The 18,535-nt window shown below is 36.8% G+C and carries 20 protein-coding genes and 2 pseudogenes; 12 read left to right on the top strand and 10 right to left on the bottom strand.

Annotated elements, in window-relative coordinates; translation table 11 throughout:
• The first annotated feature begins 63 nt into the window (after positions 1–63).
• On the top strand, positions 64–690 hold the full coding sequence (locus tag NBH15_RS05520; protein ID WP_250822151.1) for a YMGG-like glycine zipper-containing protein: 627 nt from the start codon (positions 64–66) through the stop codon (positions 688–690).
• A 33-nt stretch (positions 691–723) separates the two neighbouring features.
• On the opposite strand, the gene NBH15_RS05515 is transcribed toward NBH15_RS05520, so the two are convergent.
• Positions 724–1,737: a PDDEXK nuclease domain-containing protein gene (locus NBH15_RS05515; RefSeq protein ID WP_128133643.1), complete on the bottom strand. Its 1,014-nt coding sequence runs from the start codon at positions 1,735–1,737 to the stop codon at positions 724–726.
• 191 nt (positions 1,738–1,928) lie between these two features.
• On the opposite strand from NBH15_RS05515, the gene NBH15_RS05510 reads away from it, so the two are divergent.
• The 3 genes from NBH15_RS05510 to NBH15_RS05500 all read left to right on the top strand — a co-directional run bounded on the left by NBH15_RS05510 (position 1,929) and on the right by NBH15_RS05500 (position 3,843).
• Entirely contained in the window at positions 1,929–2,450 is a 522-nt protein-coding gene (locus tag NBH15_RS05510) for a GNAT family N-acetyltransferase (protein WP_128133642.1), read from the top strand.
• A 10-nt stretch (positions 2,451–2,460) separates the two neighbouring features.
• On the top strand, positions 2,461–3,333 hold the full coding sequence (locus NBH15_RS05505) for an AraC family transcriptional regulator (protein ID WP_199676258.1): 873 nt from the start codon (positions 2,461–2,463) through the stop codon (positions 3,331–3,333).
• 90 nt (positions 3,334–3,423) lie between these two features.
• Positions 3,424–3,843, top strand: a complete 420-nt coding sequence (locus tag NBH15_RS05500) for a pyridoxamine 5'-phosphate oxidase family protein (RefSeq protein ID WP_250822150.1) — start codon at positions 3,424–3,426, stop codon at positions 3,841–3,843.
• On the opposite strand, the gene NBH15_RS05495 is transcribed toward NBH15_RS05500, so the two are convergent.
• A complete protein-coding gene (locus tag NBH15_RS05495) occupies positions 3,830–5,905 on the bottom strand; it encodes a HelD family protein (RefSeq protein ID WP_250822149.1) in 2,076 nt (691 codons plus the stop codon). The genes NBH15_RS05500 and NBH15_RS05495 overlap by 14 nt on opposite strands.
• Before the next feature lie 136 nt (positions 5,906–6,041).
• On the opposite strand from NBH15_RS05495, the gene NBH15_RS05490 reads away from it, so the two are divergent.
• Positions 6,042–6,626 carry a phosphoglycerate mutase family protein gene (locus tag NBH15_RS05490; protein WP_128133638.1) on the top strand — a complete coding sequence of 195 codons (585 nt, stop codon included), beginning with the start codon at positions 6,042–6,044 and terminating at the stop codon, positions 6,624–6,626.
• Here the strand turns inward: NBH15_RS05490 and NBH15_RS05485 are convergent.
• Together NBH15_RS05485 and NBH15_RS05480 are read right to left on the bottom strand one after the other, a co-directional pair.
• On the bottom strand, positions 6,598–7,395 hold the full coding sequence (locus NBH15_RS05485; protein WP_250822168.1) for a LuxR C-terminal-related transcriptional regulator: 798 nt from the start codon (positions 7,393–7,395) through the stop codon (positions 6,598–6,600). The two genes, NBH15_RS05490 and NBH15_RS05485, sit on opposite strands and share 29 nt — an antisense overlap.
• Entirely contained in the window at positions 7,392–7,886 is a 495-nt protein-coding gene (locus NBH15_RS05480) for a cupin domain-containing protein (RefSeq protein ID WP_250822148.1), read from the bottom strand. Before NBH15_RS05480 ends, NBH15_RS05485 begins: the two co-directional genes overlap by 4 nt.
• 133 nt (positions 7,887–8,019) lie before the next feature.
• Between NBH15_RS05480 and NBH15_RS05475 the strand changes: the two genes are divergently transcribed.
• From NBH15_RS05475 to NBH15_RS05455, 5 genes are all read left to right on the top strand, one after another.
• Complete coding sequence (locus NBH15_RS05475; protein ID WP_186958159.1) at positions 8,020–8,529, top strand: nitroreductase family protein; 510 nt, start codon at positions 8,020–8,022, stop codon at positions 8,527–8,529.
• A 28-nt stretch (positions 8,530–8,557) separates the two neighbouring features.
• Complete coding sequence (locus NBH15_RS05470; RefSeq protein WP_128133634.1) at positions 8,558–9,127, top strand: Crp/Fnr family transcriptional regulator; 570 nt, start codon at positions 8,558–8,560, stop codon at positions 9,125–9,127.
• Between the two features lie 45 nt (positions 9,128–9,172).
• Complete coding sequence (locus NBH15_RS05465) at positions 9,173–9,574, top strand: cupin domain-containing protein (protein WP_233566966.1); 402 nt, start codon at positions 9,173–9,175, stop codon at positions 9,572–9,574.
• 49 nt (positions 9,575–9,623) lie between these two features.
• Positions 9,624–10,529, top strand: coding sequence for a helix-turn-helix domain-containing protein (locus NBH15_RS05460; protein WP_250822147.1), 906 nt, complete (start codon positions 9,624–9,626; stop codon positions 10,527–10,529).
• 80 nt (positions 10,530–10,609) lie between these two features.
• Positions 10,610–11,611: an aldo/keto reductase gene (locus tag NBH15_RS05455; protein ID WP_128133632.1), complete on the top strand. Its 1,002-nt coding sequence runs from the start codon at positions 10,610–10,612 to the stop codon at positions 11,609–11,611.
• Between the two features lie 201 nt (positions 11,612–11,812).
• On the opposite strand, the gene NBH15_RS05450 is transcribed toward NBH15_RS05455, so the two are convergent.
• Positions 11,813–12,775, bottom strand: coding sequence for an alpha/beta hydrolase (locus NBH15_RS05450; RefSeq protein WP_128133631.1), 963 nt, complete (start codon positions 12,773–12,775; stop codon positions 11,813–11,815).
• A gap of 66 nt (positions 12,776–12,841) precedes the next feature.
• Positions 12,842–12,940 (bottom strand): annotated as a pseudogene (locus tag NBH15_RS05445) (Arm DNA-binding domain-containing protein); the annotation flags it as partial.
• A 337-nt stretch (positions 12,941–13,277) separates the two neighbouring features.
• Between NBH15_RS05445 and NBH15_RS05440 the strand changes: the two are divergent.
• Both NBH15_RS05440 and NBH15_RS05435 read left to right on the top strand, forming a co-directional pair.
• Complete coding sequence (locus tag NBH15_RS05440) at positions 13,278–13,889, top strand: hypothetical protein (RefSeq protein ID WP_128135841.1); 612 nt, start codon at positions 13,278–13,280, stop codon at positions 13,887–13,889.
• 144 nt (positions 13,890–14,033) lie between these two features.
• The gene (locus tag NBH15_RS05435) at positions 14,034–14,525 is read left to right on the top strand and encodes a hypothetical protein (protein ID WP_244050160.1); all 492 of its coding nucleotides are present in this window, start codon (positions 14,034–14,036) and stop codon (positions 14,523–14,525) included.
• A 286-nt stretch (positions 14,526–14,811) separates the two neighbouring features.
• On the opposite strand, the pseudogene NBH15_RS05425 reads toward NBH15_RS05435, so the two are convergent.
• From NBH15_RS05425 to NBH15_RS29205, 4 genes and pseudogenes are all read right to left on the bottom strand, one after another.
• Positions 14,812–15,341: pseudogene (locus NBH15_RS05425) on the bottom strand (transposase); the annotation flags it as partial.
• A gap of 118 nt (positions 15,342–15,459) precedes the next feature.
• Positions 15,460–15,828, bottom strand: coding sequence for a DUF3244 domain-containing protein (locus NBH15_RS05420; protein WP_244050161.1), 369 nt, complete (start codon positions 15,826–15,828; stop codon positions 15,460–15,462).
• A gap of 167 nt (positions 15,829–15,995) precedes the next feature.
• A complete protein-coding gene (locus NBH15_RS05415) occupies positions 15,996–17,702 on the bottom strand; it encodes a tetratricopeptide repeat protein (protein WP_250822145.1) in 1,707 nt (568 codons plus the stop codon).
• A 454-nt stretch (positions 17,703–18,156) separates the two neighbouring features.
• The gene (locus NBH15_RS29205; protein ID WP_255420006.1) at positions 18,157–18,288 is read right to left on the bottom strand and encodes a hypothetical protein; all 132 of its coding nucleotides are present in this window, start codon (positions 18,286–18,288) and stop codon (positions 18,157–18,159) included.
• Positions 18,289–18,535 lie beyond the last annotated feature (247 nt).

The following is an 18,535-nucleotide window of genomic DNA, read 5'->3' as shown; positions in this document are numbered from 1 at the left end:
GTTTTTGATCAGCCTTTATCCGCTAAATATTTGTATTTTAGCGGATAAATAAAAAATGTTGATATGAGAATGAAGAAGTGGCTCCTGTTTCTGATGATACCTGTGATTGGCACAGGTTGTGCGACAATGGATCCGACATCGCGTACGATAGTGGGTTCGCAGGTCGGCATGTTGGCAGGTACGGTTACCGGTGCAGTGATCGGTCATGCGGCCGGAGGATATCGCGGAGAAGCGATCGGTTCGTTTGTGGGATCGGTCGGAGGAACAGTTCTGGGTGCGGCTGCCGCTTCCTCTCAAAACCAACGTGACAGGAATACTGCGAGTGCCAGAGAGTATCAGGTCCCCTATCTGGTTATTGAGGATATTTATCTGGAAGACCGGAATAACAATCAGATCGTAGATGCAGGAGAAAGTTGCCGTATCTCGTTTATCTTATCGAATGAAGGCAGGCAAACGGCCTACAATATTGAGCCTGTTATCAAGGTTGAACAGGGAGGCAAATATGTGAAACTTTCAAAACCTCTTGTTATCCGTCAATTACCGCCGCATAAAAGAGTCAGTTATACTGTCACCTTGCATGCTTCTCCCAAATTGAAAGCCGGAGAAATAGTGCTGTCTGTCCGCCTGAAATCTTCAGACGGTTATCTGACGGATAAAGAGACTTTTACATTGCCTGCCGGAAGATATTAGGTATGCTTTTAAGTGATTTTTATTAAGTTTGTTTTACTGATTTAGCTTTATGAACTCTTTTCGTAGTTCTTCTTCGGTCGGCAGATAAGTCATGTATTTAGAAGCAAATATTTGCGAATTATTTTCCGGTAAAGTGTATTTTACAACAGTATCATTTTTATCTGCACAGAGAACGATTCCGATGGGAGGATTGTCATCCGGGTTCATCATTTCTCTTGTGTAGTAATTGACGTACATTTGCATCTGTCCTAAATCTTGATGAGTTAGTTCGTCAGTTTTCAAATCAATAAGGACGAAGCATCGGGCCAGGTAATTATAGAAAACCAGATCGATGTAAAAATGCTTGTTGTCGAAACTGATTCTTTTTTGTCGGGCAACAAAGGAAAATCCTTTACCCATTTCCAATAGGAATAATTGTAACTTGCTTATTAGCATCTGTTCAAGATCGCTTTCTAAAAAATGTTCACCTTGCGGAATACCCAGAAATTCCAATATATAAGGATCTCTGATTATCTCTTTTGGCTCTAATGTTTTGGAGGAAGTCTTTTTTATTTCTTCTTTGACTGTCCTTTTATCATGACTGGATAAAAGGCGTTCATAAAATAGAGTGTTGATTTGTCGGTCAAGTTGTCTTGAACTCCAATTTTCTTTAATGCATTCTTCAATATAAAAATTTCGAGCTTCTTTATTTGCTACTTTAAGTAGTGAACGATAGTGGGTCCAACTCAATTGGTCACGCACTGCGTGACCAATTGGAAATATTAAGTATAGTTGGCGCATATACTTTAAATTAGTGATAGTAAACCCATTCCCAAATTCATCTACCAACTTGTTTGAAAGTTCATTAATAACACCTTTGCCGTATTCAGCTCGTTCTTTTCCTTGTTGTTCATATTCTACAATATATTTACCGACTTGCCAATATGCATGTACCATTGTAGAATTTACTGTGCGTGATATATTCTGTTTGGCCTCATTAAGGACTTTCCTGATGAGGATATATAATTCTTCATTACCGGAAGAAGGTGCTAGATGATTCTTTTCCATGTTACGTAATTTTTTGGTTGTTAGTCTTGTTTATAGGCGATTCCCAAATTTTAGGTATAATACAAATGTCCGATTTAAAAATCAATAAAGCAAACTCTTTTAGTATTTTCATATCAATTTAATTAATAAGTATATTTGCAAAAAAGAATTATGATAAGAATAAGTATCATTTTATAAGAAAACATCAGATAATGATTATAGAACAAGGCTCAACGCGTCATCTTGATGAACTGGAGGCTCTTTATGACGGGTTAAATGACTATCTGTCTTCCACGGTAAACTATCCGGGATGGATAAAACATATATATCCTGTCAGGGAGACGGCCATGCAGGGGATTGATGAGAAAAGCCTGTTTGTTGCCATTGAAAATGGAGCTATTGCCGGGAGTATTATTTTGAGTCATGAGCCGGAAGAGGCTTACAACCAGGTTTGCTGGCTGGTTGAGGCGGATTATGCTGACATTCTGGTGATCCGGACGTTGGTTGTACATCCTTCATTTTTGAAACAGGATGTGGCGACCCGATTGATGGAGTTTGCTAAACAATATGCGGTTAGTCACCGGATGAAATCGATCCGGTTGGATGTGTCTGTCGATAATACACCAGCCATTTGCCTTTATAAAAAACTCGGTTATCAATACATGGGGACTGTTGATCTGGGACTGCCTTATGAGCATTTGAAATGGTTCCAACTTTATGAATTGGTTTTATAACGGTTGTCTGATGAAAAAGTCAATACCCCGCTATACATTTTATAAGCACAAGTATGGTAGTGAGTTACTGGTGGATGTTGTCGAACTGAAAAACATCAAGAAGTTTCTGGATATCAATCCGGTGCATACGCTGACTTACTATGACATTACTTTTGTCACCGAAGGGTCAGGCTCTTTTTCGATTGATAACCAACAGTATGACGTCTGTCCTGGTGATGTGATTTTTTCAAAGCCGGGGGAGATACGTAATTGGGATAAAGACCATATTATAAATGGGTATGCACTTATTTTCGAGGAAGAGTTTCTTTCCTCTTTTTTCAAAGATGAGCGGTTCGTTCAGCATCTCAGTTATTTTGAACCTGATAAAACTGCGGCAAAAATACATCTTTCGGAATCAGTTTCCGATCGTATCTTCCAACAGATATGTAATATTAGGGATGAGATCGGTCTGTCCTCCAGGAATGGTGACCATGTGTTGAGGGCACTGCTTTATGAGGTTCTTATGCTCCTTGACAGGGGATACAAAGAGGAAGAAGGGAAAACGGATATAGTGAAGGGGCGTAGCCTTCATCTTACTAACTTTATCCGTTGGGTCGACAAGTCTTTTAAAGAACATCGTGCAGTCAGCTATTATGCTGATCAATTATGTATTACGCCGAATTACCTGAATGAAATGATTACGGCCTCCATGCAGGTCAGTGCCAAACAATATATTCAAAACAAAGTGATGGGAGAGGCCAAAAGGATGCTGACCTATACTGATTTACCCGTCTCGGAAATAGCTGCCCGGCTGACCTATGATACTGTATCTTATTTTATCCGTTCATTCCGTCAACATGCCGGACAAACTCCATTGGCATACAGAAAAATGCACAAACCGTAAAAAGTGACATTTTCTCCCTGTTTACTGTTGCTTCCGGGATAGCTTCATACTCTATTTTTGCCCTTATTATAAACGAATAACAGTTTAATTATGAGAGATCCGGAAAAGACGAGAGGTAATATCGTTGACAAACAGACAGTTTCATTCCTTGGTTCGGTTGATGAGGAAGGTTTCCCTAATATCAAAGCAATGCTTCAACCTCGTAAACGGGAAGGAATCCGTACATTTTATTTTACTACCAATACATCTTCCATGCGTGTGGCTCAGTTCAGGGAGAATGACCGTTCCTGTATTTACTTTTGCGACCGGCGCTTTTTCAAAGGCGTGATGCTGAAAGGAACAATCGAAGTCCTGACTGACCCGGCAAGCAAAGAATTAATCTGGTTGCCGGGAGATACAATGTATTATAAAGAAGGTGTTACCGACCCGGATTATTGTGTGTTGAAATTCACCGCTTTTTCGGGAAGATATTATAGTGGGTTCAAATCCGAGGATTTTAGTGTTGAGTAGCCGTACGGATAAATTCACTTTGTTCCCCTGAATATGTCACTGTCAATTGATGCATCGCTCGGGTTACTGCCACATAAAGCATGCTTTTATCGATTTCCGAATAGTAATTTGTCTTATTGGTTTGGGGGACGATTACTTCATCAAACTCCAGCCCTTTAGCCATATGGGAAGAAGTGACGATGGTACCGTTTATGAAAGCGGAACTTTGACTGGACAGGAAATATATGTCTTCGATTTGTTTTTGAAGTTTTTCTGCCATTTCTTTTGCCTGTAATTCAGTTTTGCATACGATTCCCAATGAATTGTATTTTGATTCTCTGAATACAGAAACCAAATGAACGATGGCGGATATTTCTTCTTCAGCATTTCCGAACCGGAGAATTTCCGGCTTTTTGCCATGACGTACAACCGGTATCAGTTCGTCATTAGAGCGTATCTTTTGGGCAAAGCTGGTTATTTCGATGGTCGAACGATAACTTTTGCATAATTTCATGACCTCTCCTGCTGCAAATGCTTTGCGAATCATTTCGGCTGTCGATGAACCGTAGGGGTTTACCGATTGGCATGCATCGCCGAGAATAGTTTTCCGGCAGGGATAAAGTTTTTGAATTACTTTAAATTGAATGGGCGAATAGTCCTGCATTTCGTCTATCAGGAGATGTTTGATATGGGAATATGTCGTGTTTCCGTCCAACGACATGTGCAGGTAGGCCAACGGGGCAAGGTCTGCATATTCAAGGATATGGCCTTTGCGCAGTTTAAACATTTCAGGTTTCCCGGTCCATTTGAAAAAGTCTTTATATACCTGGAGATCGTTGTTTCCGCCGAACATCTTTTTTATCTCTTTTTTCAGTAGGTTCTTTTCTGACGTGGTTACGGATATGTTGTATTGGATTTTCATCATATCCAGTATGTAATCGGTCATTGTCTCAAACCGTTGTCGCATCGGATAACGGTTGAATCGTTTGAACTGTTCCTCGATGAAGCCGGCGGGGATGGTGATATGTCTGGTGAACTGGACATCTGTAGCCTTGAAATAATTGTTTTCCATGTGGAGGATGAATTTGTCCAACAGGGAAATGAAATCGAACGATGCCTTGTATTGTATTCGTTCGATAAAATCCCGGGATGGTTTTTCCAGCAATTCGGTTACCTGGTCGAAGAAATTCCGGTATTTATATTTATTTTTGAGTAATTCCGAAAGGATTTGTTCCATGCTGGTTTCAGGAACTGTCTCTTCTCCGAGCTCGGGTAGTACGTTGGATATGTAATCGGCAAAGACTTTATTGGGGGATATAATCAGAATATCCCTGGAAGAAATATTTCCTTTCAGGGTGTAAAGCAGATAAGCGATACGATGCAAGGCAATGGAGGTTTTACCAGAACCGGCTACTCCCTGTATGATAAGTACGGGAGCTTCTTCGTTACGGATAATTTGGTTCTGCTCACGCTGGATAGTCGTTACGATATTCTTCATTTTGTCGTCGGCATTGGCACTGAGTTCTTTCTGTAGAATGTCGTCATGGACGGTGAGGGAACTTTCAATCATATGTTCCATCCGGCCTTTACGGATGCGGTACTGGCGTTTGAGAGATATTTTGCCGTAGATTTCGCCGGTCGGGGAGGTGTAGGAGGCTTCACCCAGTTCATGGTCGTAAAACATGCTTGAGACCGGGGCTCTCCAGTCGTATATCAGATTGGTCCTGCTTATGGAGTCGTAGAATGTGTGTATTCCAATATAAACAGGTGTGGTTTGGCTGCCATCTTTCTTTTCTTTGAAATCTATCCGTCCGAAATAGGGAATTTCGAGAATCCGGGCTAACCGTTTGCGTTTATCGATGACGTTTTCTCCCAATGCGAAATGGTTCAGGATACTTTCGCGCATGGAACGAATCTCGTGCGGGTCTATGTCTTTGTTAGACCATAAATAATCCTTGTATTCTTGCAGGGTGTCTACATGGTCTTTAACTGATTTGTCGGTATTGTTAATCGTAGCGTGTATGATACTGAGTATCTTTTGTAAATATTCTTTTTCCTGTTTTTCTGTTTCGTTGAATGCCATAGCTGCCTTGTTGTTATATTAAAATGATTGAAAAGGACGGGCAAAGTTACATGAACCGGCCCGGCTATTAAATAGTGATTTATAACTATATCTCCGGCCTTTTTCATACTTTTGCGTGCACATTAAAAATACAAAAATGGATATTCTCGATATAGCACGGCTGAATCAGCAGCGGGCCTGGAAAATAGTGGAGGACAGCGGCGTTATCCCCGCCTGGGAAAGCGTAGGGGCTGAAATCAATCTGGTTGGTTCTTTAAGTATGGGGTTACTGATGACGCACCGGGATATTGATTTTCATATTTACACCTCTCCATTGGAATTATCAGACAGTTTCCGGGCGATGGCAAAAATTGCGGAGAATCCGTCTGTCAAAAAAATAGAGTGTGCGAACTTGTTACATACGGTTGAGGAGTGCGTGGAGTGGCATGCCTGGTTTCAGGAACCGGAGGGCGAACTTTGGCAGATAGATATGATTCATATCCGGAAAGGTTCCCGATATGACGGTTATTTTGAAAAGGTAGCCAAGCGAATCGCTGCTGTTCTGACGGATGAAACAAGACGGACTATCCTGCAACTGAAATTTGAAACACCCGAAACGGAAAAGGTCATGGGAGTGGAGTATTATCAGGCTGTTATCCGTGACGGTGTGCGGAGTTATGCCGAATTTGAGGAGTGGAGAAAACAATATCCGGTTACCGGTGTGGTGGAGTGGATGCCGTAAGCCGGTTTAACAGTCCAGATTCCAATCCGGCATTTATAGCTTCGATAGAGTTTTGGACCCCTAATTTGTGTAACAGGTTCTGACGGTGGATATTCACCGTGTGGATACTGATGCATAGTTTATGAGCGATTTCCTTACTTAGCAGTCCTTCCTGAATAAGATGTAATATCTCCGTTTCCCGCGGAGTGAGAATCGGTTGCTGACGGGGCGGGAGGGAAGGGGAGAACATCTCTCCGTTTCTGAGGTTGAGGACGGTACAATCTACTCCGTTTGTTTCTTCCTGGTTGGGTGAAATGTCCAGATTCCCTAATATAAGCCATGCTTTTCCTGTTGCGTCCTGCTCCATTACCTGATGTTTACTGATGACACGTACGTATTGTTGACGGATGTTGCGGACACGGAAACTGTAAATATTACAATAGTTGTTGCGTTCTGCGGCAGGGAGGCTGTAAATAAATTCTCCCAACCGGATTTGGAAAGCCTCCAGTTGCTGGCGGTCGTCCGGATGGATACGTGATTCCAGATAGTCGCCCTGTTTTTCGAGAGTGGCAATTTTATGGTTGTCATATCCCAGCAAGTCGGAAAAGTTAGAAGATGCGAAAGCATATCTGCATTTGTAGACATCGACAACGAAGGTACAGGTACGATTTATTTTCGCCATTTGCAGGAGCATGGTTTTATCGCGTTCCCAAACGGCGTAATCGATGCCGGTAGCTGATAGGTTTTGTCTGGCCCATAATTCTTCGCGGGTGATATTGTCTGGCTTCATTGAAGTTCCCTCCATTTCTCCTGGGGATTTTCTTCTCCGTCAAAATAAGCGGATTGGGCGGATTTATTGAATATCTCACCTGACGGAACAAGATATATTTTATCGGAATCCGGATATTCGCAAATGTCGTATCCGATAAATGTCCTTATATCAAGGTATACACAGGGTTCTGTCGTGTGATTGTATAATTGATGTGCTCCGGTTTCACCTTTTTCAAAAAAAATCAAATCGCCGCTGCTTACGGCTTCTAACCCTTTGGGTGTTCTTAGGGTGGCAGAACCGGAGATTATTAAGAATAATTCTTCTGCATATCGGTGGAAATGGTACGCAGAGCAGTATTGTCCGGGATTCAGTTGCCGCAAGTCGAAATTTAAATTTTCCGGTTTCACTCCTTTTTGGATTCTGGAGATGTCTGTGAATAATTTGAAAGGCTCAATCCTGTTCGGATTTTCCTGAAAGTTTCTGTCGTTTGATTTTAAAATTGTAGCCATGATTTTGTCTTTTAGTGATTTTGTTTTTAAAAGGGTGAAGTTATTACAAATTTTCTCTATTCATGTAGCAAATATAGTTTGTAAAGCGTAATTTTACAGATATTTTACTCCAAATATTAAAAACAGCGAAGGTATGGACTTTTTAGAACTAACAAAGAAACGCTTTTCAGCAAGAAATTATAAGTCGGATAAGGTCGAGCAGGATAAGATAGATTATATTATTGAATGTGCCCGCTTAGCTCCTTCTGCGGTAAATTATCAACCGTGGCATTTCATGGTCGTAATCAGTGAAGAACAGAAAAAGAAGGTACAGCAATGTTATAATAGGGAATGGTTTGCAAAAGCGCCAGTCTATATCGTGGTATGTGCTGATAAATCAGAAGCCTGGGTACGGAAGTCTGATAATAAAAATCATGCAGACATCGACGCCGCCATTGCAACAGAACATATTTGTCTTGCTGCTACAGAAATGGGGTTAGGTAGTTGCTGGGTTTGTAACTTTGATTTGGACTTACTTAGAACGAACTTTCAATTGCCTGCTGAAAAATATCCGGTAGCGATTATACCATTGGGATATATCGCAGAACAACCCGAACGTTTCTCAACTCGAAAGGAGAGGGGGGAAATAGTAACGGTGTATTAAATGGGGGGCGTTGCGGCATAGATAAAATATGATATTAGAGAACTTTCTAATCAACGAAGTTGGTCTATCGTCCGATTTATATGGAAGGCTGATAGATACATGCGATAAAGTTTTTTTGAAGCGGAAAGACTATTTATTGCATCAGGGACAAATCTGTAGATTTATAGGCTTTGTGGAATCGGGAGTTTTACGCTCTTACATAGAAAAGGAAGGAGACGATTATATCAGTGACTTTTATTTTGAAGGTTCATTTATCACATCTTATAGAAGTTTTCTAACTAAAGAGGCAAGTGTAGGAAGCATACAGGCATTGGAAGACTCGGTTATATATTGTTTATCTAAAACTAATTATGACCAATTACTACAAGCCTCGAATGAGTGGTATAAATTGGGAAAATATATAGCAGACACTCTCTTTATTAAAAAATGCAGGAAAGAGACATCATTGTTTATGGATAACGCTTTAGACAGATATAAATTACTTCTACAAACTTATCCTAATATAGAACAACATGTATCACAATATCATATAGCATCATATCTTGGAATAAAACCTGAATCCTTGAGCCGTCTTAAATCTCTTAACATAGGTCAATGAAATAAGCTCTTGCTCTGTCCTATCTTTGCAGCAAACAAATCTATCATGAATAAGATAGCAGTATTCATTGTATTAATCATTTTAAATTGTTGCACAAGTATGGAAAAGAATAACGTAGCAAGAACCAATCTTCTTTCTATTCAATTGAAGGAAAAGCAAGGTTTATCAAAAGTCGAAATTAAAAGAGTCGTTATTCCGCAAAGTGGAAAGGCTGAGTATCATTTACATCCTTGCTCAGTTGTGGGGCATGTTGTTTCAGGTACTTTATTGTTCCAGGTTGAAGGAGAAAAACCTCAATTGCTAACAGGTGGGGAAGCATTTTACGAACCTAAGAATAAGCCGATACTGCATTTTGATAATGCATCAGATTCTGAATCTTTAGTTTTCATTGCATACTATTTAATCGAAGAGTGTGAGGATTTAATAGTGTTATTACCTGCAAAGTAAGCTGTCCATTGAATAATAATTGTTTATTTTGCAATAAATACTCGTTATTATGCCTGAAAGTATTTCGCAATTCTATAAAAGGATACAGCTTCGTACCTCTCAACCGGATGCTACCTATTCTAAGGAGAAACCCTATTTTAATATTTTCTCCCGGCAATGTAATTTTGGAACAGTGCAATTCAGTTATAGGGAGTTTTATAAAATTACATTGATTATAGGTGTGGGAAAACTATATTATGCAGATAAATGGATTTTGGTAAACCGGCCTGCATTGTTGTTTTCCAATCCTTTGGTTTCTTATGCTTGGGAATCAATCAGCGAAGAACAGAAAGGAATGTTTTGCATTTTCAATGAACAGTTTGTGCAGTCGGAAGAAAAAAACGGTTCGTTAGCCAATACTCCATTGTTTAAAATAACAGGAGATAAAGTTTTCTTTTTGGATGATACACAAGTTGATAAAGTACTGGATATATACATGCAGATGCAGGAAGAAAACCAATCCGACTATGTAAATAAGTCTGATGTGTTGCGATGCTACCTTCATTTGTTGATACATACAGCCTTGAAAATGCAAGATTTCAATCAGTATGAGTCGTTCCCGAATGCTTCACAGCGTATTACTGAATTATTCATAGAATTGTTAGACAGGCAATTCCCGGTTGATTATCCGCACGCGATATTAAATTTACGTACTCCTGCCGATTATGCAAACCGCCTGTCTGTGCATATTAATCATTTAAATAAAGTAGTTAAAGATACGACAGGAAAAACAACCTCTGAGATGATTGCGGAAAGAATTACCAAAGAATGTACGCAATATTTGTTACACAGTAATCTTTCTATATCAGAAATAGCGTATAGTTTGGGATTCGAAACGGTCTCTTATTTCAGTAAATTTTATCGTAAGCATACCGGTAAATCCCCTAGTGAAATCAGAGAACAGGCAATTATTTGATTTGTGCAAATGATGCTTTGAATTGTATCATTCAATCAGAATGCCTCTCCCTAATTTTGTACCGACTAGAAATATGAATTATGAAGTACAGAAAATTAGGTAAAACAGGAGAGAATCTGTCCGCTATCGGATTAGGTTGCATGGGGATGAGTGCTGCGTATGGAGTAGCCGATGAAAAAGAAAGCATCAAAACATTGTACCGTGCATTGGAGCTTGGTGTCAACTTTTGGGATACAGCTGATGTGTATGGCAATGGTGCTAATGAGCGATTACTATCTAAGGTATTGGCTGAAAGAAGAAATCAGATTTTTATTGCAACGAAATTCGGTTTCCGTTTACGTAATAATCAAGGCAGTGTGTTTACCGGTGGCGAGAGTTATGTGGATGCTTCTCCTAAATATATGAGACAAGCAGTAGAAAGCAGTTTGAAAAGGTTGAATATTGAAGCCATAGACTTATACTATGCACATCGGATAGACCCGGCAATACCAGTTGAAGAAACCGTTGGTGCTATGGCTGAACTGGTGAGAGAGGGGAAAGTGCGTTATTTAGGATTAAGCGAATGTTCATCCGAATCATTGCGGAGAGCTTATGCTGTTCATCCTATATCAGCCGTTGAAAGTGAGTATTCCTTATTAACCCGTGATGTGGAAAAAGAGATGCTACCCTTAACTAAAGAATTGGGAATAACTCTAGTTCCGTTTTCTCCACTAGGCAGAGGATTGGTCACTAATACCATTGATGTTAATGCTTTAGGAGAAAATGATTTTCGAAAGCATTTACCTCGTTATAATAGTGAACATTGGGAGAATAACCGCAATTTAGCTACCGGACTGGCAACTATTGCGAAAAGTAAAAACATTACTCCTGCTCAGCTTGCTTTGGCTTGGTTATTAGCGCAAGGTGAAAATATTGTACCCATACCAGGTACGAAACGTATGAAATATTTAGAAAAAAATGTACAGGCTGCTAATATCGAGTTGTCGGAAGAGGATATGACAGAGATAAAGCAACTTGTACAGAAATACCCTAATATTGGAGATAGATACAATAAGTATGATTTTGAATTTGTAAATAAATAGCCTGTACGTTTAGAAGGTGTCTGAAAAGGATGCCTTCTTCGGATACCGACAAAACGTAATTTCCAAACTCCTCAAAGATGAAATCTCTCGGAAATTGTATTTGATAATCTCATTACAAGGGCACGAGCTGATTCAAGAAAGAGAACTTCTCTTAGGAACAAACCAATTATAAAGGAACTGCTCGCGGAGGAGCATAACCTATTACTGATAGTTGGTTTGGATGTAATCCATAAAGTCGAAGTCCTTCTTCAATTCAGGACTCCCTATCATCTCTTCTTTGGTGTTGATGATAAATTGCTTTTGCTTTACGACATACTTCTCTATAAAGGTCGTAATCTCGTCCAGATTATTTTTCATAGGCGACTCGGCCATTTCATGTGCCACATTTTCTACTTCAAAAAAGAAATAGGGCGCCTGCATCTCGTCTAATTGTTTAGCAATATATTTCGAACCATACAATCCCGCATTTCCATATACAGCCTTATCAAAAGGGACATTCTTATCGGCATCTCCATGGAAAAGCTGGATAGGAGCCGGTTTTACCGGCCAGGTCAAGTCGCCGTTTTCACTAGCAATAGCGCCGGCGAAAGCAATAATGCCTCCATAGCGAAAGCCCTCTGGCAATCGTTTTGTCAGTTCGGCTTTATGGCTTATCATATATTCTCCCTGTAATACGGTTACGGCCCCGGCACTCGACCCATTGGCTATAATCTTATTCTTATCAATTCCCCATTCGGCAGCATGATTGTATACAAAATTGGTGGCGTCGAACAAATCTTCGACAGCTATATGAATCGCATGTATCAATAATCCGGTAATCTCATCGGGCCCGGATATATCTTTGTTCTTAACATCTTTCAATCCTAAACGATAATCGATGCCGATGACAACATATCCTTTTTCGGCCAACTTCTCAAAATAATCAATATTTGCTTCATACGTCCGGGAACCTCCTACAAAACCTCCGCCAAAGACGAAAAGTACACAGGGTTTATCTATCCTTTGGGAAGGAATATCATATTTGTCAAGCCGCAAGGTATCTGTCCCTTTGATAGAAAAGATATAGCTTTGCTTCTCTATCTCTCCTTTCTTTAAGGGTGTTTTAGGTTTGGAACACGAGAATAGAAGGGTGGCAACGAATAAAAATAAAATACATTTTTTCATGGTAGATTAGTTTCAAATATTCAACAACAAAGATATAAGAATTATATTAAAATCATACATTATAAACTAATATCTAGGTTCAAGTGAGATTCCAATGCTTTCATACTTCATTTTTCTATCTTTACAGATTCTAATCATTAAAGGTGATTCGTCGTTTTTCAAAACTTTAGATTTGTTTTGTACATCTAATTTCTAATATTACTATACTTTTATGATTATGTCTACGTATTTGTTTGTAATATATTGAAAGTCAGTGCTTGTTTGTCTATATGTAAATCATTGAAATCATAGGAGATTATATCGCTTATTAGTAATTTTGTCATCGAAATATTGACGTTGTAATGTTTATTAATAATCTATATATGAAAAAAAATTATTTGTTTATACTAGTATTGTTTACACCATCTTGCACAAAGGAAATCGAATGGAGATATGCTGTGTTTAAATGATATATTTAGAGAATTATATAAATATTTATTTTTTAATTTAATTAAACGAAGTCATGAGAAATCTAATGTTTTTATTATTGTTTGGTATTGTCCTATTTACATCATGTAATAAGGATGATGATGGGATTATTTCTGGTTCATCCCAAAGTAAAGTTACTTACGAAGTCGAGATAGCTTCTCCTCTTGATTTAGTATCAATTGATTTAGCAGAGAATGATTCACTAATTGTTCCTATTAATGTAAAAGAGATATCCAGGGAGGGTATTCAGACAAAAGCTGTAACAGAAGAAGTTATTCCTACCAATGCCGTTTTGACATATAGAAAAGGACCCGTGTCGTGTTATTTTCATACTTTTTGGGGTACTATGCTATGCGAAGTTTGGACATTATCTGTAAAAGTAGATTATAAATATGGTCAAGCTGTAATGGGCCATAAAGGACCTAAGACTGCATATAAACCATCAGGATCTGTAGATAGTAAAATAACACAGAGTGAGGTATGGACAAGGAATGAAGATGGTTCTGGATCCTGGAGTTTTAGTACTGCAGTATACAAACCATTATCTAGTTATGGAGGTCAGGTTATGCCAGGATGCAATGTTGAATATCCTTTTTCTCATAATGAAATGAAACTTTATTATACATGGATTGATGGAGGGAATTAATTTAGGTTAGAAATTAATGTTTAATTATATCCCTTTTTGATTATTGATAATTTTACCACAATTAAAAAGGGAATAATTATAAATTGTGATTATATTGTAACTGATTTTTTGTTTCACTGTTTATTAATTGTTAATTAGGGAATTATGAGAAAAGTAATTTTTATATTATTAAGTATCACCATAGTTCTAACATTTTTTGCATGTAATAAATCTGATCAATTGAAAGATGGTTTACAAATAGATACAAATCTTCCTCAGTTGGTAAATGTGCGATATGAGGTCGAAGTTGATCATTCCGAATTATATAATTTGGATATTAGCTATACATATGGCGAAACATATTTTGATTTTATTTTACAGGGGTATGTTAATAACGAACTTCTAAAAAGTGAATCGGATCTGGATTTGTCATTTTGGTCATATGAGACAACAATGAAAAAAGGATCAATACTTTATATCGCAGCTGGTGTTATTTCTAAAGAAAATATTTCAGCAATAGAGCCCGGTTCTATATCTGTAAAAATATTTGTTGATGGACAGTTAATTAAATGTAATACTCATTTGATATTTGCATCATGCGAATATATATATGGTGCATTAGAACAAAATAGCATTTATTATATGTATACACAATGAATTATAATATAATATTGTTGTGTTAGTCATAAGATTTGCATTATAATTTATTAATAAATAAAAATGATTGTAAAATATGTTTATACAATATTGACATTCCCTTTATATCATGTAATAAAGAAGAAGTAGAAGATATGTTGTCTTCAAATCATAAGGAGGAGTATGAAATAGAACTAGCCTAACCAATAGATGTTAATTCTGAAGGATTTCCGAATTGTGATTCAATAGAAGTTCCTATAAATCTTAAAATACTCACAAATAGGTAAACGATCTTGTTAACCACCTAGCCATTCTCCCGAACCTTAAAGACTATACCACCATCTCCACACCATCAAATAAAGACTCTCTAACGGCTGATTCTGCCATTTTACAGCAGCTAGGGTGACTTTGCCCGTTATGATGGATATAGCCGATGTAGACAGGGTTATTCCATAGATTTCTTTCATCTCCTCTTCAGTATCTGAAACACTCATACCTTTGGCATACAACGACATGACAGCTTTTCTATCGAAAGACCATGGGACTGATGTTTGGGAATTATCACCGGTTCAAACTCTCCCTGACGGTCACGAGGAATTTCTATACTGGATTCACCATGCTCGGTTTGAATCTTTTAGAGTATTTGCCGTTGCGGGAGTTGCCGGTATTTATACCTGAGACTGAATGTTTTTCATATCCTAAATAAGCATCCATCTCACCTTCAGGCATTTGTTCAAGTACTTGACTGTGAAGAGTCGTTAGAAACTTACTTACGTCTTCTTCACTTTTAAATTGACTTAAGAACTCCTTGCTCAATAATTCTTTGGGAATCTCCATAAAATTTACATTTTTCAAATTTAGTAAATAAAAAAACTACAAGTAACAATACCTGTAGTTTTTCATTTACACAATTTTATGGACAGTGTTGACTTCTCCAAAAGAAGTCCCTTTTCCATTACAGTACAAACTTACCTACGGCGTACTTATTACCCTCAGTTACAACTATCGTATATTCTCCAACCTCAAGATCGTTTAATGAAATAGTCTTAATTTCATTTTGAGAAGCATTGAAGGTTTCATTGAATATTTTAATTCCTTTGTTATCAGATATTTGAACAGTTAACCCTTCAGCTTTTTTATTGAAACATAGTTGAATACTATTATCGCTGTCTTCAAAAATAGCTTCAAAAGGAATAGGTTCTTTAATAATACTTTTGTAGCTCTGATCCCAACAATGTGGGAAATGTATTCTGTGTCTAGCGAATGAAGGAATTGAAAACAGTAATGTCAAAACAATGATTGACCCTAATTTGAAACTTTTCATAAACTCTTAATTTAATTGATTGTTATTGTGCAAAGGTAAACTATCAATCAAAAATCTTAGCGTTTTTTAATCTAAAACCAGTATGCATTTGCTTCCTGAATATCAGCGTTTTATCGCGCATGATGTATGCGGCATAGTTAATGATAACAATTACAGATCTAAATGTATTAAATTATCTTATCAATGAGGTATTCGTATATTGACATATCCTCTAGTTCTATACCAAGCTTTTTTCTTAATCGAAGTCGTCTGGTCCTTACTGATTGGGGGGCGACACATAGTAATCTTGACTCAGATTTATTGTCCAAGCCAAATATGAGCAAACAACAATATTGCCATTCTGATATTGATATTTCGGGATAAAACTCAAGAATCAGAGCTTTATATTTAGGGTAAATACTTCTTATGTCTTTTTCCATTGCCTTGTAAAGCTTTTCATCGATAAGAGCCTCTTTATTGTTGGGGATGAATTTTTGAGCTAAATCGGCTATCTTTTTCCCACTACTAGAATTTTTAAGTAAAGTATACTTAATTTGTTTTAGTTCAGTACTGAGACCATCAATCTCATGTTCTAATTCATCTAATTTCTCTAAATCTTTTTTATTTGCCTCAATTTCATTTTTCTTTATATCTAGTTCTTTTTTCTTTACATCTAATTCTTTGTTAATGGAATTGATTTTTTCTTCTAAAGAAATAATTTTATTATTCATCTTTTTTTTATGATTTCGGAAAAGGGTATGAAGGATAAATAAACAAATGAGCGAAAGACATAGTATTACAATATACACAAGACGAGATATTTTCAACTCTTGTAATTTTGTTTCATTTATGGCTTGATCATATTTCTTTTCGAGTTCAAGAATGTTCTCTTCCTCTTTTTTCATAGTTTCGTCAATATATGTATCATTCCATATCTCGTAATTCTCTAGTGCAGACATGTAATTCTTTCTCTCTTTTTCATATAGATATTTGTAATATGCAATTGTACCTTTGTATTTATTATCATTGGAATCGACTTTATTTAGATAATAATTAGCCTTGTCTAAATTAGCTACATTTAAATACATTTGTGTCAATGCTAGATAGTTATTGTTTAGACTATTCGTATCTAAAGATGCTGATTTTAGAAGATTATCTTCTGCTTTTTCATAATCCCCCATTAGGCAATATATATTCCCCAAAGTATTATATATGCTAACAAATACACTTGTATCATTTAATGTTCGAGCAATAGAATCTCCCTGATGTAGAATATTTAGTGCTTCATCTAAGCTGTTTTGATATGCTTTTTGTCTAGCTATGTTCTTTAGTGCAAGAATATAACTTTTGGTATTATTTGCTTGAAGAAAAGCATTTTTAGCGAACTCATAATCCTTTTCAGCATTCTGAATGTCTTTGTTTAATTCATGAATATTTGCTATACAGCTATATATATAACCCACTAAAGTGTAATCTTTTAGTTCTTTAGCTTTGGTTAATGAAAATAGAAACACATCTATTGCTTTATCATAATCTTCTGACTCTTTATATGATAGTCCTAAATAGAATCCAGATTTTACCATCTGAGTCCAATCTTTTTTAGCTTTATAAAAATCATATGTTTCTTCTATTATTGAGACCTGTGGCATTGGTGTATTAATTGAGTCTGAAATAATGCATTTCAAAAGACACCATTTGGCAAGAAGCTCTTTATTAAGTTTTGAACTGTCATTTATACTAGCCAATATAGAGTCAGCTGTATATGGAGAAGTTTTGATCATAGTTTCGGCAAGATCAATATCCTTGATATGTTTGGATGAACAACTAATCATCCAAATCATTAATGTTGATGCTAAGGCCAACAAATAAATATTAATTCTAGTGTTTGATTTCATTACGTTGTGAAATTAGGTTATTAGTTGATATATTGTAAGATACTGTAAACTTCAAATTAGTTAGGCGTACTTTGCAAATATATTGATTTGTTTGTATATCAAATTGTGTTTAATATGATTTTTCCTCAAAAAGTTGTATTCATATATTGGCTGATAATCAGTTGTATATGTGAAGGTGTGTATTCTAAAAAAATGAGTGGTTTAGAAGTAAGGTATTTGTAATTAGGTTATTATCCTGGTTTATGGGTAGACGGCTTTGAAATACATGTCTTTATTGGTGAAAATTTACAAATTTACAGACATATTAATGGTTAAGTATAATCAAGGGCTCCTTGGGGAACCCTTTGGATAGTGTACTTATTCCTTAACTTTCATTCTGCCAGAAGGACTTTTCCTATTTTGATCTGCAATTTTTGTAAGAACTCATTTTCGTAGCTTTCAAAATCGATATCACTTAACTTGATTTTTTTTCAACGGGATTACTATTGCTGTTTTTAAGGTTCTCATAACCTGCTGCAATATCATCTAATTCTTTCTTGATACCATTGATACGTTTGGCGATATTAATGCCTTTCTTGTTTGCCATAAGATTCTATTTTTAGTTTATTATTTCGCAAATATATAAATATATTGAGTTCTATAACAAAATATCGCTCTTTATTTTTATTGTTTAAATAGGCTCGTGGCGAATAATATATATAGGGATGAATTTGAATAGATAACTAATAAAGCGATATCTCTTCGTTTTAATATATATAGTGGTTTTGTGTATAAAAAGTTCATAAAGGGAATTAGAAAAAAGAGCGAGTTATTATTTTACTCGCTCTTTAGTT

This window comes from Parabacteroides caeci (genome assembly GCF_023656795.1).
Taxonomy (GTDB): domain Bacteria; phylum Bacteroidota; class Bacteroidia; order Bacteroidales; family Tannerellaceae; genus Parabacteroides; species Parabacteroides segnis.
This window is presented reverse-complemented; position numbering and strand designations above follow the sequence as displayed.